Source organism: Pseudomonas sp. LRF_L74 (genome assembly GCF_965644255.1).
In the GTDB taxonomy this organism is placed as follows: domain Bacteria; phylum Pseudomonadota; class Gammaproteobacteria; order Pseudomonadales; family Pseudomonadaceae; genus Aquipseudomonas.
This window is the reverse complement of sequence record NZ_CBFFRH010000015.1, coordinates 42,924-57,802: the sequence shown is the minus strand read 5'-3', so window position 1 is coordinate 57,802 and position 14,879 is coordinate 42,924. Positions and strand designations below refer to the sequence as shown.

Genomic DNA, 14,879 nt, shown 5'->3' with positions numbered 1-14,879 from the left:
CGCAACGCGTCGATATCCAGAGGCCCCTTGAACCGCAGAGCAGTCGGCATGTTATAAGCCGTGCTCTCCGGCTCCAGTTGCCAGAGGAACCATTGACGCTGTTGAGCATAAGACAAGCTCAGAGGCTTCGAGCGATCAGCCTGAATAAAGGATGGTGCTTTGCTGTAAACACTCTCTCTGACGGCCTGTGCAAAGCCAACCAGATCCGAGCGCTCAAAAAGTGCTTTGAGTGGGACATCCAGATCTAGAGACTGGTGCACCCGAGAGACAACCTGGGTGGCTAGCAAAGAATGTCCACCCAACTCGAAGAAGTTATCAGTTAAGCCAACCCTCTCCAACTTGAGCACATCAGCCCAGATTACAGCGATCTGCTGCTCAAGTTTGCTCTGAGGCGCGACATACTCTTGCTGTAGCTGACAAGCTCCTAGCTTTGGTAAAGCCTTGCGATCTAACTTACCGTTTGGTGTAAGCGGCATACTATCCAAGAAGACAAGATACGCAGGCACCATATAACTAGGCAGGTACTTCAACAGATACTCGCGCAGTATCTGGAGTAATAGCATTCGCTGATCCTCCGACAGCGTCTCTTCTGCCACTAAGTAGCCGACCAGTTGTCGATACCCACTCTCTTCGCTAGCCAGAACAACGGCCTCACGCAATGCTGGATGCTCACATAGCCGCGACTCTATCTCCCCAAGCTCGATACGGAATCCGCGAATTTTCACTTGATGATCGATCCGACCGACGTAATCCAGCACGCCATCAGCCCGGTAACGCGCTAGATCTCCGGTGCGGTACAGCCGACTACCATTGCTGTAAGGATCGGGCACAAAACGTTCAGCGGTAAGCCTAGGGCGATTCCAGTATCCATCACCGACACAGCTACCACCTAAATACAACTCTGCCAGTTGGCCAAAGCCAACAGGCAATAAAATGCTATTGAGTAGACATGCTTTAACACCGGGCAACGGCCTCCCAATTGGCACATCCTGCAGCCTGTCCATCACACTCATGATTTCACTGTGAGCACTAACTACATCGGTGCACTCAGTGGGCCCATATGTATTATGCAACCATAGGGGGCTAGCATGCCTTGCCCGATACCAGAACTCAATTTCATCAACACGAATCGGCTCCCCTCCCAGCACGAGGTGTCGAAGTGAACTCAGGGTTGCTCCTGAGTATTGAGCGATAGGATAAAATGCACTAGGGGCACAGTTGATTAGGGTAATTTGGTTAGTATCAATATAACGAGCAATTACCTGAGGGTCATATCCATCACATGCCATATGCAACTGCCCACCAGCGCAAATGGTTGCAAGAATATTTTTTTGTGTCAGATCGAAGCTAAAAGAACTTGCCAGCAATACTTTTGAGGTTCGACCGAGACCACAGATATTCCGGTACCAGCAAATCAATCTAGAAAGACTATCAAGCCTTACTATCGCGCCCTTAGGTTGACCAGTAGAGCCTGATGTATATATTAGATAAGCTGGAACTTTTACACTTCCACTTGCACCTTCAAAATTATTCGAATCAGTCTGCCCAAATCCGGAGCACTCTAGCGCCACCCAATCCCCAGCCGGTAAAGATTGCCCTGATTGATAAACGACAGCCTCTACCGCACTATCATTAATCATGTAAGTCAATCGCTCAATTGGATAGTCCGGGTCTAATGGAACATAAGCAGCACCGACTTTAAGAACACCTAGCATGGCGACTACCATCTCAACGCTGCGCTTGGCTAATATGCCAACCTTGGCCCCCTCGTTTATACCTTGCCCAGACAGAATACGAGCAAGGTGATTAGCTCTAGCATTAAGCTCGGCATAGCTTACCTGCTCAGTCCAAGTCACCACTGCCAGCGCCTGCGGAGTATTAGAAACTTGAGTCTCAAATAGAGCGCAAATATTTTCACCTTCGGAAAGAAAATCTGCGTCTTCACCCCAGAGCTTACGTAACTCTTCTAGTGCACCTTCTCGATATAAATCGATATTACCTAAAGCTATTCCTCCTCGCTCTTTTAACTCCTGCAACAAGACCAAAAATTGCTCGGCCATATTCTCTATACGCCCATGCAAAAACAGGTCTTTTGAATAACCAAACGACGCGAAAACCCCTCCTTGACGCTCGCTAGTCGTCAAAGTTATATCGAACTGCGCACTGCGTTCAGTCAAATCGATTTCTTCGACATGCAGGCCGTGCAGGCTGTCAGCTGACACCTGCTCACCGAAATCACGCAGGTGGTTGTACATGACTTGGAACAGCGGGTTGTGCCCCAGGCCACGCTCGGGCTTGAGTTCCTCGACCAGGGCGTCGAACGGCACGTCTTTGTTGGCCTGAGCTTCGAGGGTGGTTTCTTTCACAGCTTCGAGCAGTTGCGTAAAGGTCAGGGTGTGGTCCACGCCAATCCGCGCGACGATGGTGTTGACGAAGAAGCCGATCAGGCCTTCCAGTTCGAGGCGATTGCGGTTGGTGACGGGCACGCCAATGTTGATCTTGTCCTTGCCGCTGTAGCGCGACAGCAAAATGGCGAAGGCAGCCAGAAACACATGGAACAGGGTCGCGTTGGCGTCGACGGCAAGGCGTCGCAGGCCGTTGGTCAGGTCTGCGGGCAAGCACACGTCGATGCGCTCGCCTTGGTAGCTCTGTACCTGTGGCCGGGGACGATCTGCGGGCAGTTCGAGAACATCGAAGTCATCTTCCAACTTGGCTTTCCAATAGCCAAGCTGCGCCTGCAATTGCCCATCGGCCAAGCGCTGGCGTTGCCAGGCGGCGTAGTCGGCGTATTGCACAGGCAGCGGCTGAACAGCCAGCGAGTCGCCCGCTGCGAGGGCGTTATAAGCACGCGCGAACTCCCGTACCATAACGCTCATCGACCAGCCATCGGAAACGATGTGGTGCAACGTCACCGCCAACAGGTGCTCATCATCGTCAACCTGGAACAGCTTGATGCGAAGCAGAGGTCCGTTGGCCAGATCGAAGGCAGCGGTAGCCTCGCTCTCCAGGGCGCTGGTCCAAGATATTTCGTCTTTCCCGCGCAGGTCTTGCACGTCGATGACGACCGAACTGGCAGGCAGTATCTGCTGCCACGGCATGCCATTTTCCTCACGGAAGATCGTACGCAATGACTCATGTCGAGCGACCAGTGCATCCAGAGCACCTTGCAGAGCCTGGGAATCCAGATTACCGCGCAACCGCACCGCCAGCGGTGTGTTGTAAGCCGTGCTTTGCGGGTGCAGTTTCCAGAACAGCCACTGACGATGCTGAGCATGGGACACCGGCAACGGTGAACTGCGATCAAGCAACTCGATAGCGACGCTGACCTCGCGACCAGTACCACTTACGGCCAGGGCAAAGGTTTGCAGATCCGCTGTATCGAACAGGGTCCGCAATGGAATATCCAGGCCGACATGCTGCCTCGCGCGCGATACAACCTGAGTCGCCAGCAAGGAATGGCCGCCCAGTTCGAAGAAGTTGTCGGTCAACCCCACTCGCTCGACGCGCAATACCTCGCCCCAGATCGCTGCCAGCTGGATTTGCAATTCGGTAATAGGCGCTTCATAGATGGCAGAAGCCGCGACGGGTTCGGGCAGCGCTTTCACGTCGACCTTGCCGTTGACGGTAACGGGGAAGCGCTCCAGGGCAATCAGGTAAGCCGGCACCATGTGTTCGGGCAGGATGCGCTTGAGCGTCACGCGAACGCCATCGGTAAACGCCTGCTGATCCTGCCCTGTTTCTGCTGGAACCAGATAGGCTGCCAGTTGCTTGGCTTGGGCATCACCGAATACGCGAACCAGGGCATTGGCAACACCGGGCAGACTGCGCAGGCGGCTTTCGATTTCAGCGAGTTCCACGCGATAACCACGGATCTTCACCTGACCATCCATACGCCCAGCGAATAGAAGCTCCTGTGCCGCATTGCGGCGTACCCAGTCGCCGGTACGGTACATTCTTGCTCCGTCACCAACGGGGTTCGGCACGAAGCGCTCCGCGGTCAGTCCTGGGCGACCGAGGTAGCCGCGCGCCAGCGCAGCACCGGAAATGTACAGCTCGCCTTTTGCTGCTGTCGGAACGGGCGATAGGCACGCATCCAATACCCGCGCAGAGACATTTTCCAGCGGGCTACCCAGAACCGGTATACCACGCAGTGGCGCGGTCAGCACACCCACCGTAGTTTCAGTCGGCCCGTAGTGGTTGATTACCAGCAGCTCCGGCGCCAGCCTGGATATCTTCGCCAGCAATGCCGGAGGGCATGCCTCACCACCGAGGATCAGACAGTGCTCGGGCAATGCCGAAGCTCCGGCGACGAGCATCGCCTCCAGGTGAGAAGGGACAATCTTCAGCACGTCCACCTGATGCGCCAGTATGTGCACGCCGAACGCATCGGCGTCGAGCACCACGCTCTTGTCCAGCAAGTGCAGAGTCTTGCCAGCGCACAGCGCACCGAACAGGATGGTGTGGCCAAGATCCGCCGCCGGCGTGGACACCATGGCCAGGTTGCTGACCGCCTCCATTGGCAGGCGTTGGCTGACACCTTGAACATAGTTGACCAGCGCCCCGTGCGATACCGCCACGCCCTTGGGCATGCCGGTGGTGCCGGAGGTGTAGATCACATAGGCCAGATTGTCCGCACTCAGGCTGACAGGTAGTTGCCCTGTCTCATCGGCGCACACCATTGGGCCGTCCAGGTTGAGCAGGCGCACATCGGCAGGCAGTTCGGCAGCCCAGGACGACCGACCCAATACGATATCCACTGCACTGTCGGCCAGCATGAACGCCAAGCGCTCTTGCGGTTGCTCAGGCTCCAGTGGCAAGTAAGCCGCACCCGCCTTGAGAATCCCGAGCATGCCGACCAGCATGTCGACAGAACGATCAGCCACCAAGCCGACACGCTGGTCAGGTTGGACACCCGCAGCCAGCAGGACTTGGGCAACCTGCCGAGCACGCTCTTCCAGCCGGCCATAGGTGATGGCGTCGTCACCACTCACTGCTGCCAACTCATCCGGATGCTGGCTGGCCGCTTGCTCAATCAGTTGATGGATACAGGTATCGCCACGCTGAATCGGCACTTCGGCAACTTCAGCCGTCTCACGGGACAGCCAGAACTCACCGACCACACCCTCGTCAGCCCCAGCCATCTGCTCCAACAGCAGTAACCAGTGTGCCTGCAAACGTTCGACAGTGATCGTGTCGAACACGTCCGTCGCGTAGGTGAGCGCTGCATACAAGCGCCCGCCACGCTCATAGGTATCCAGCGACAGATCGAAGCGAGCCGTATGCCGCGATGGCTCGACGCGCTCCATGGTCAGACCTGAGCGAGTCTGCAGCGCCTGCACGTCGGCGACAGTCGCCTGGTGATTGAACAGCACCTGGAACAGCGGTGCCTGCCCTGTACTACGATCCAGGCCAAGTGCCTCGACCAATTGCTCGAACGGCAGGTCCTGATGCGCTTGTGCGCCCAGCGCAGTGTCCTTGACCCGCAGCAGCAACTGGCTGATATCGAGCAGCGGATCGATCTCCGTGTGCAGCACCTGGGTGTTGATGAAGCAGCCGATCAGGCCTTCGACATCAGCGTGGTTGCGGTTGGCGATCGGCACACCGACACGGATTGCGGTCTGCCCGCTGTGTCGTTGCAGCAGCAGCTTGAAGGCCGCCAGCAGGACAACGAACAGCGTGACGTTATGCTGTCGCGCCAGTGTTCGCAATTGCTCGGCCAGGCTCGCCTCGACTTCGAACGAATAGCGTGCGCCCTGGTGGCTGGGGTGGCCGGTCCGTTGTCGATCCAACGGCAGATCCAGCGGCGAATGATCATCGCCCAGTTTGTCCTGCCAGTAAGCCAATTGCTGCTCACGCTCGCCCGCCTCCAACCAACTGCGCTGCCACAGGGCGTAGTCGCGGTACTGGATCGGCAGCGGTGCCAGAGCCGCTTCGCGCCCCTCACAAGCGGCATCGTAGGCCTGCATGAACTCGTCGATCAGCAGGTTCAGCGACCAGCCATCGGCGATGATGTGATGCAGGGTGAGCAGCAGTACGTGTTCGTCCTCTGCCAGTTTCAGCAGGCGCACGCGCAGCAGCGAGCCCTGAGCGAGATCGAACGGAGCAGCAGCCTCCGTCTCGGCGAGCGCGGCAACTTGTTCATCGCGCTCAGAGGCCGTAAGGGACTTCAGCTCGTCGACACGAATGGCGAGTGACGCGTGATCGGCGATCAGTTGGCGGACCGTATCGCCCTCCTGGACGAAGCGCGAACGCAGGCTTTCGTGACGAGCGACCAGCACATCGAAGGCGTGCTGCAAGGCAGCACCGTTCAACTCCCCCTTCAGGCGCACCGCCATCGGCAGGTTGTAGGCGGCACTTTGCGGATCGAGCTGCCATAGAAACCACATGCGCTGTTGCGCATAAGACAGCGCATCACGGTCCTCGACTGCGACCTGCGCCGGTATTGGCAGCAACGAGAAATCCACGCCTTCGCTTTTCAACCCTTCCAGGAACAGCCGGCGCTTGTTGGAAGACAACTCAATAAAGCGGCGGGCGAGTTTGTGGGTCTGATCAGCATTCATGCGGGCTTCGTCCTGACAGTAAAACGGTGAGAAAAAGACGAAGGCATACCAGGACTATTTAGTCAGGCGTGCAGGCTATTGAGCGCAGAGGTAGATGGGGGGATTCGGATGCGGTCGCACGACTGTCCATGTCATTCAGGACAGCGATGACAGGGAGCCAGATTACGCCTGGAAAGAAGAGAAAGACCTGAGCCGTTCAGGGAACGTAGGGAGCCAACCCACAGGCGCTCAGAATGAAATTCCATAGAGGGATGAAACTCTGAAAACTGTCCATCACACCAAGCGGCCCTACGATTAAATCGAGGAGCAAACAAGCAACGACCCAATACCGGTTCTGCATGACGACCGCCATGAGCTCCGACACCTGGCCCTGCTCATGAGCAAGAAACACGACGACCACGCCAAGATTCATCAAGGCGACAGACCACCAGCGGTAATAATCGAAGCCGATGAATGACAACGCCAACGGGGACAAAGCCGAAAGCACCAGCAAGATCGACAAGAAGGACGATCCACCGAATAAAATAACGCGCAGCATTCTGGCGATCAGAACGAATGACAAAAACAGCGCCATGCCCATGTAGACAACATTGGCGGCGTTATACAGGCTGATCAGGCGCCCCAAGCCACTTTGCAGGTTGCTATCGACAGCCTTGAACAAGACGTACACCGAATACGGATGCGCATGATCACTGATCGAAAGCAGATGAGCGTAATACGCATCCAGCCCGACTCTTCCAGACAGCGTCTTCGTGTCCATGAAGCATACGAAACCAATCACAACACCGAGCACGACACATGCCGCAATAACGTCGCTCCTCATCAGCGACGAGCGCTGCTTGAACAGCCACATGGCGAGCATGAGCGGCATGAACATCAGGAAGTTCGCTTCATGGAAAAGAACCTGAAAAATACCAATCAGCAACACCGCAAACAACGCCTGGTACTTCGTCGAGGTACGAATGAATAACGCAGCGAGCAACATCAATAGCACACCAATCGTGTCGAAACGACCGACATCAAAATAGGCATGCTGAAGCGTGCCAGGGTGGGCCAGCCAAAATGCCGCGAACAACCAGGCAGCCATGGACGGGCGACGTATAAAATCCACAGAAAACAGCCCCAGTAGCAGCGCCGACAGCACAGTACTGATGGCGATCGAGATAACGCCAACCGTCTGATAATCCGTGCTTACGCCGAGCGCGCTGAGCAGTTGCCCGGCCAACCCTCGCTTCACCAAGCCAAATTCGTAATTGAACAGCCAGTGCGTATAGACCCAGTCCTCGAGAGGTGCGAACGCCCTTATCGCTAGACCGCCAGCCAATAGGCCAAGCAGCGAAAGGCCAGCGATACCGGCAACGGTGTAGCCATTACGAGCCTGTACGATGGGCGCTGCGAGCACAGTCGACACCTCACATAAATTCATACCGCCGACAGGTTTTTAAGTCGTCGGAACAGTGCCCATAAACGTTTATCCCGGAGGCGGATTTATCCGGCCGCCTCATCACGTATCGGTAAATCCTTCAGCGCACACCTCGTTTACTCCGGGAATACCAATACCTGGCCGATGGATATGCAAGACTCTGCGCATGAGGGAGAACCGACGTGGCTGAACATCCGCTGGTCATTGATCTGGACGGCACGCTGCTGCGTTCCGACATCCTCCACGAAGCGAGTTTGCGTTTCGCCAAGAACAGCCCTTGGCGGATTGCTGCACTGTTCGCCTGGTTGGTACGCGGCAAAGCCCACCTCAAGGAACAATTGGCGCTGCAGACCTCCTTGGAGGTCGAGCACCTGCCGTACAACCCTGAGGTGATGGCACTGATTCATCAACACCGCTCGCAAGGTGGCAAAGTTGTGCTGGCCACCGCCACCCATCGCTTGCAGGCAGAGCGGATCGCTGCCCACCTCAACGTGTTCGACCAAGTGTTCGCTACCGAGAACGACCGCAACCTCGCCGCTCACACCAAGCGCGACCTGCTGATCAACGAGTACGGCGAGAAGGGTTTCGATTACGCCGGTAACGCCCGTAGTGACCTAAAAGTCTGGGCCGCCGCGAACCGCGCCTATGTGGTCAGCCCGGATGTAGGAGTGGAAAGGCACGCCAAGGCGCAGGGCAACGTGGTGCAGGTGCTCAAGGACAAGACGCATCCACTCAAGCATTGGTTGAGGGCGTTGCGCGTGCACCAATGGTTGAAAAACCTGTTGATCTTCGTGCCGCTGCTCGCCGCTCATCTGATCGGCGAGCCAGCGCTGGTCGGCCGGGTAGCCTGCGCCTTCCTGCTGTTCAGCCTATGCGCGTCCAGCGTGTACATCCTCAACGACCTGCTGGACATCGACGACGATCGCCGCCACCCGCGCAAATGCCGAAGACCATTCGCCTCGGGGCACTTGAGCATCAGTGCCGGGCTGGTGGTTTGCCCGCTGCTTCTCGCGGCAGCGTTCATCGGCGCCTGGCTATGGCTGCCGCCCATCTTTACCCTGGCCATGCTCGCTTATTACCTGCTGACCTTGGCCTATTCGCTGTACCTCAAGCGCGTTATGGCGGTGGACGTAATTACCCTGGCGTTGCTCTATACGCTGCGCATCATCGCCGGCGCCTGCGCCCTGAACCTGCAGCCGACATTCTGGATGCTGGCTTTCTCGCTGTTCATCTTCCTCAGTTTGGCCTTGATCAAGCGCTACGCAGAGCTGCGTGAAGCACGCGAACTGGGCAAATCCGGGCGTGCACGTGGCCGTGACTATTACCCTACGGACCTGGAAATGATTTCCTCGATCGGCACCACCTCCGGCTACCTCGCCGTTCTGGTACTGGCCCTATACATCCAGGAAGTCAGCACCACTCACCTGTATCGCTATCCGACAGTAATCTGGCTTGCCTGCCCGCTGCTGCTATTCTGGGTCAGCCGCACTTGGTTTCTCACCCACCGCGGCCTGATGCATGACGATCCGGTGGTATTCGCGGTGAAAGATCGCATGAGCCTGGTCACCGGTTTCGTGTTCGCCCTCGTGTTCTGGCTGGCCATATGACCCTGGGCCGATCCTGGGGAGGTTATCCGTACCATCCGCAACGGCTTCTGCCCTGCCACTGGCGGGGCGAGATAGACGCTCTTATCGACCAATTGCAAACAGCCGACAGCCAGAGCCTGCCGTTCGGTAACGGCCGAAGCTATGGCGACAGCTGCCTGGCGGCGAGTGATCACGCGGTGCATCTGCGTCCACTTTCGCGCTTCATCGACGTGGATTGGGAGCGTGGCGAGGTCACGGTCGAGGCGGGCATGACCTTGGAAGAGTTACTGCAGCAATGCGTCCCTCGCGGCTGGTTCCTGCCTGTGACCCCCGGCACCCAACTGGCCACCGTCGGCGGCGCCATCGCCAATGACGTGCATGGCAAGAACCACCATCGCCTGGGGACCTTCGGTCGCCATATCGAGCACCTCGATCTGGTACGTTCGGATAAGGGTCGACTGCGTTGCAGTGCCAGCCACAACGACGAACTGTTTCGCGCCACCATCGGTGGGCTGGGCCTGACCGGCATCATCGCAAGCGCACGCCTGCGCTTGCGCCGTATCCAGTCCAGCCAGATTCGCGTGCGACAGTTGCGCTTCGCCAACCTCGCTGAGTTCTTCAACCTGAGCGACGAACTGGACCCTCTACACGAATACAGTGTCGCCTGGGTCGATTGCCTGTCGACAGGAACACAAGCCGGGCGCGGGGTTCTGATGCTGGGCGAACATGACCACGCGGCGCCCTGCCAGGTCAGCCGCCATCGGCGCTTTAACGTGCCCTTCACGCCGCCGTTACCGCTGTTCAACCGCTGGACCTTGAAAGCGCTCAACGAAGCCTACTACCACCTCAAGGGGTATGGTCCGAAACACCAGCGTCAGGATTACCAGGCTTTCTTCTACCCGCTGGACAGCATCGGTCAATGGAACCGTATCTATGGACCACGCGGCTTTCAGCAATATCAGTGCATAGTTCCCGAACCCCACGCGGGAGCAGCCATCGGCGCCATCCTCAAGGAAATCGCCCGCTGCAACGAAGGCTCGTTCCTCGCCGTGCTCAAACGCTGCGGTGATGTTTCTTCACCTGGCCTGCTGTCCTTTCCCATGCCCGGCACCTCGCTGGCCCTGGACTTCCCTCAGCGCGGCGAGTCGACCGCACGCCTGTTCCAGCACCTGGACGCCATTGTCCGTGAGGCGAGTGGGCGTCTGTATCCAGCCAAAGACGCACACATGCGCGGCGATGACTTCCGTGCGGCCTACCCTTCCTGGGAGCATCTGGAACGCCTGCGCGATCCCTTGCTGCTCTCCCGTTTCTGGCAACGAGTGACCCAACCATGAACAACATCCTGATCGTCGGCGCCACCTCCTCCATTGCCATGGCCTGCGCACGGCTATGGGTGGAAGACGGCGCCCGTTTCCTGCTGGTCGGGCGCAACCAGGAAAAACTGCACCAATGTGCGCAAGACCTAAGTGCCCGTGGCGCTGTCTCGGCCGACATCTACCTGCTGGACGTCGACCGCGTCGATCAGCACGCGGCGATGCTCGATGACGCGCGCCAACGCCTTGGCCGTATCGACATCGCCCTCCTAGCCAATGGCACGCTGCCGGACCAGGCCCAGTGCGAGCAAGACCCGCTGGTCGCCCTGGATGCCTTTGCCAGCAACGCCAGCCACTCGATCAGTCTGCTGACGGGCCTAGCCAACCTATTGCAGGAACAACGCAGCGGTAGCCTGGCGGTGATCGGCTCGGTGGCAGGCGATCGCGGGCGGGCCAGTAACTACCTGTACGGTAGCGCCAAAGCTGCGCTCAGCACCTTCTGCAGTGGTTTACGTGCACGCCTGCACAAGTCCGGGGTGAACCTGCTAACGATCAAACCCGGTTTCGTCGATACCCCCATGACCCAAGGCCTGCCTCTACCAGGCGCGCTAGTCGCCAGCCCTGAACGGGTGGCGCAGGACATCGTCCGTGCGGTGGGCAAGCGTCGCGCCAACCTCTATACGCCCTGGTTCTGGCAACCGATCATGCTGATCATCAAGGCCATCCCCGAACCATTGTTCAAACGCTTGTCGCTGTGAAGCCCGTAATGGATGTTTCGAGCACCAGGGACTTCCGGCAAAGCTGGGGCTATCGCGCGACTATTTATTCGACCGTGCTCTCGGCCTCGGGTTATCTGGCATTTTCCTTGTGGGGCGGCTGGCACGAGGTGGTGCAGGCGCTACTCAGAGTCGGCGTGCTTGGCCTATCATTCGCGCTGCTGATGTCGCTGATCAACTATGCCCTACGCTTCCTCCGCTGGCAGACCTACCTGCAGGCGCTGGGTCATCCGCTGCCAACCTGGCGCATCAGTCTGCGCATCTATATCGCCGGTTTCGCCTTGTCCACAACACCCGGCAAGGTCGGCGAAGCAATCCGTAGTGCCTTGCTCAAGGAGTACGGCATGCCGTACAGCCGCAGCCTGGCCGCATTGCTCAGCGAACGCCTGTCCGATCTGGTAGCGATCACGCTGATGGTCACCCTGGGTCTGGCGATGTATCACCAGGCACGCACCCTCGCGCTGGTCGGCACGCTGGCGATCGTGCCGGTTCTGTTGCTGCTGTCCAGGCACCGTTTTATCCAGCGAGTCAGCGACAGAATTGTCGATTACCCAGGCAAGATCATGGGCCTGCTGCGCCACCTGCTGTCGATGTTTCTCGATGCACGCCAATGCCATACGCCGGGCCTGCTGATCCGCAGCACCTTGCTGAGCCTGACGGCCTGGGGTGCCGAGGCACTGGCATTCCATGTCTTGCTGCATTGGATCGGCGCCGACTTACCGCTGACCTCATCGGTGTTCATCTACAGCGCCTCGACCCTGGCAGGCGCCCTGAGCTTCATGCCCGGCGGCCTGGGCGGCACGGAGGCGGTGATGGTTGCCTTGCTGCTCGGTAATGGACTGTCCCATGCCGATGCGGTCGCCATCACCCTAATCATCCGCTTCACCACGCTATGGTTTGCCGTGGCACTGGGTGCGGTAGCGCTGGGGCAGCGACAGCATCGGCCCGACAACAAGGCTAAAGGCTGAACGAACCGGCTCCTTTCCCCGTAGGAGTGCACTGCGCGCGAAACGAAGCAGGCAGTCGCCTCATCGATGAGACGAGCCTGAAAGACCATCCGAGCAGACAAATCAATCCATTGGAGCGGTCGTACCCGTGATCGCACGCATGGCGCGCTAAGGCTAGGAGGCTACGCCTTGCTTTATTGCCTGCGATCTCATCCGTCTTTTCCTGAGTGATCACTCAGGAGCTCTATCATGTCCATCGCCCAGTTAGTCTCCCAGAACCTGCGCCAACTCGCACAACGCGTAGGAGCGGTCAAACCACCCAGCTATCGCATCTTCGATGTACAACTCAAGCAGCGCGTTGCGCTCAGCCCTTCCCTGACACGCTTTATCTTCACCGGCCCCGAACTCGATCAATGCCGCACACTGGCCGCAGATCAACGCATAAAACTGCTGTTCCCGACAGCCGACGGCAAACCACCCGCACTACCACTGGCAGCCAGTTGGCACAAAGCATCACGTGCGTTGCCAGTTGAACAGCGACCACCAATGCGCACTTACACCATCCGCGGGTTGAGAGCAGAGCGCAAAGAGGTGGACATCGAGTTTGTCCTGCATGGCGAAACAGGTCCCGCGTCACGTTGGGCCACCCACGCCCAGCCAGGCGAGCGCCTGCAGATGGTCGCGCCTAACGCACTCTACTCCGGCGACCCCGGCGGTTATGAATGGCAACCGCCGCAGCAACCGGGAAACATCGTACTGATCGGCGACGAGACGGCACTACCAGCCATCGCCGGCATACTTGAAAGCCTGGCCCGAGTGCAATCGAGCGCCCAGGTCGAAGCCTTCATCGAAGTACCGGACAAAGCCGACTGCATTGAACTGGAGGTGCCTGCCGATATGCGCCTGCACTGGTTCGCCCGTCACGATCAGCACCTGGCCCATGGCGACGGCATGCTCAGGGCAGCCAAGGAGCTGGTGACACTACCGGCCTGGAGCGAACGCGAGAAGTCGGCGAAGCCGCTGGAAGAAATCGACATCGAGCAGCAAATACTCTGGGATCTGGCGAAGCCTACCAACAATGCTTTCTATGCTTGGGTCGCAGGTGAGTCAGGTGCGGTGATGAAAATTCGCAAGCACTGGGTCGGTGAACTGGGCATCGACCGGCAGGCCTGCAGCTTCATGGGCTATTGGCGGATGGGGCGGGCATTGGAGTAAAGAAGAGCGAGATCCGGATGCCAGAAGGCATCCGGAGTCGGTCAGCCTTCGGCTGCCACAGCGAAATGAGATGAGACACGCCGCATATGCACGGACAGGTTGTTCCTGACCAGCTTCAACACGCGTCCTTCGTGTTCGTGAATGAAAAAATGACCACCAGCGAGCATGTCCAGAGAGAAACCGGTGGCAGTCTCGTTCTGCCAGGACAGCAATTGTTCCATGCTGCTCTTGTCTTTCTTGCCGCCCAGCACATGTATCGGCAGTTCCAGACGCGGTCGCTTCCGGTACTGGTAGCGACCACACATGAGAAAGTCCGAGCGCAGGATCGGCAAGGTCAGACTCATCAATTCTTCGTTAGCCAGGATCTCTTCAGAGGTGCCATCCAGCTCGCGCAGTTCGGCGACCAGTTCCTCGTCACTCTTCGGTTCCGAGTAATCCTTCTCGTAGTCTTCGCGGCGAGTTGGGCCAGAGGTGCCGGACGCGAACAGCGCCAGGGGCGACTCAGCCTGCAGATCGCGCAGCGCATGGGCGACCTCGAAGGCCAACAACGCGCCCAAGCTGTGGCCGAATAGCGCATAGGGCGATTCAAGACGAGGTAGCAGTTCACTGGCCAACTGGCGTGCCAGTTCGTTCATGTCCGTCTGCAAAGGCTCGCCGAGGCGCGCGCCGCGCCCCGGCAGTTCCACCGGCTGCACGTGGATCCACTCTGGCAGGCTGCGGCGCCAGCGGCTGTAGACCATGGCACTCGCGCCTGAATAGGGCAGGCAGTACAGCGTCAGCTTGGACATGCTAGCTCGCCTCAGTTCGCCGCCGCGGCTTCGCGCTTGCGTGCCTGCTCTTCCATGTGTTTGCGTAGGCTCAGCGGGCGCATGTCGGTCCACACTTCTTCGATGTAGGCCAGACATTCCTTCTTGAAGCCTTCCTTGCCAGCCTTACGCCAGCCGCGCGGGATTTCCTTGTAGTCCGGCCAGATGGAGTACTGCTCTTCGTGGTTCACCACGACCTGGAACAGAATGTCTTCGCGGTCGAATACGGACGTCATGGATACATCTCCTTATC

General features: G+C 58.3%; 8 protein-coding genes and 2 pseudogenes. 5 read left to right on the top strand and 5 right to left on the bottom strand.

What is annotated here, in order from left to right:
- The 3 genes and pseudogenes from ACSZPK_RS25535 to ACSZPK_RS25525 all read right to left on the bottom strand — a co-directional run.
- Positions 1–401 (bottom strand): annotated as a pseudogene (locus ACSZPK_RS25535) (phosphopantetheine-binding protein); the annotation flags it as partial.
- A gap of 93 nt (positions 402–494) precedes the next feature.
- A pseudogene (locus ACSZPK_RS25530) lies at positions 495–6,386 on the bottom strand (amino acid adenylation domain-containing protein); the annotation flags it as partial.
- Between the two features lie 370 nt (positions 6,387–6,756).
- On the bottom strand, positions 6,757–7,962 hold the full coding sequence (locus ACSZPK_RS25525; RefSeq protein WP_437884428.1) for a hypothetical protein: 1,206 nt from the start codon (positions 7,960–7,962) through the stop codon (positions 6,757–6,759).
- A gap of 203 nt (positions 7,963–8,165) precedes the next feature.
- Here ACSZPK_RS25525 and ACSZPK_RS25520 point away from each other — a divergent pair, with 203 nt between their 5' ends.
- From ACSZPK_RS25520 to ACSZPK_RS25500, 5 genes are all read left to right on the top strand, one after another.
- Positions 8,166–9,590 (top strand): UbiA family prenyltransferase, encoded by a 1,425-nt coding sequence (locus tag ACSZPK_RS25520; RefSeq protein ID WP_437884427.1) that lies wholly within the window; start codon positions 8,166–8,168, stop codon positions 9,588–9,590.
- Complete coding sequence (locus tag ACSZPK_RS25515) at positions 9,587–10,903, top strand: FAD-binding protein (RefSeq protein ID WP_437884426.1); 1,317 nt, start codon at positions 9,587–9,589, stop codon at positions 10,901–10,903. The genes ACSZPK_RS25520 and ACSZPK_RS25515 overlap by 4 nt, the downstream gene beginning before the upstream one ends.
- Positions 10,900–11,640, top strand: coding sequence for an SDR family oxidoreductase (locus ACSZPK_RS25510; protein ID WP_437884425.1), 741 nt, complete (start codon positions 10,900–10,902; stop codon positions 11,638–11,640). Before ACSZPK_RS25515 ends, ACSZPK_RS25510 begins: the two co-directional genes overlap by 4 nt.
- A gap of 8 nt (positions 11,641–11,648) precedes the next feature.
- A complete protein-coding gene (locus ACSZPK_RS25505) occupies positions 11,649–12,626 on the top strand; it encodes a lysylphosphatidylglycerol synthase transmembrane domain-containing protein (protein WP_437884424.1) in 978 nt (325 codons plus the stop codon).
- 228 nt (positions 12,627–12,854) lie between these two features.
- Complete coding sequence (locus ACSZPK_RS25500) at positions 12,855–13,820, top strand: siderophore-interacting protein (RefSeq protein ID WP_437884423.1); 966 nt, start codon at positions 12,855–12,857, stop codon at positions 13,818–13,820.
- Between the two features lie 41 nt (positions 13,821–13,861).
- Here the strand turns inward: ACSZPK_RS25500 and ACSZPK_RS25495 are convergent, their stop codons facing one another.
- Both ACSZPK_RS25495 and ACSZPK_RS25490 read right to left on the bottom strand, forming a co-directional pair.
- Positions 13,862–14,608, bottom strand: coding sequence for a thioesterase II family protein (locus ACSZPK_RS25495; protein ID WP_437884422.1), 747 nt, complete (start codon positions 14,606–14,608; stop codon positions 13,862–13,864).
- An 11-nt stretch (positions 14,609–14,619) separates the two neighbouring features.
- Entirely contained in the window at positions 14,620–14,862 is a 243-nt protein-coding gene (locus ACSZPK_RS25490; RefSeq protein ID WP_437884421.1) for an MbtH family protein, read from the bottom strand.
- Between the last annotated feature and the right edge of the window lie 17 nt (positions 14,863–14,879).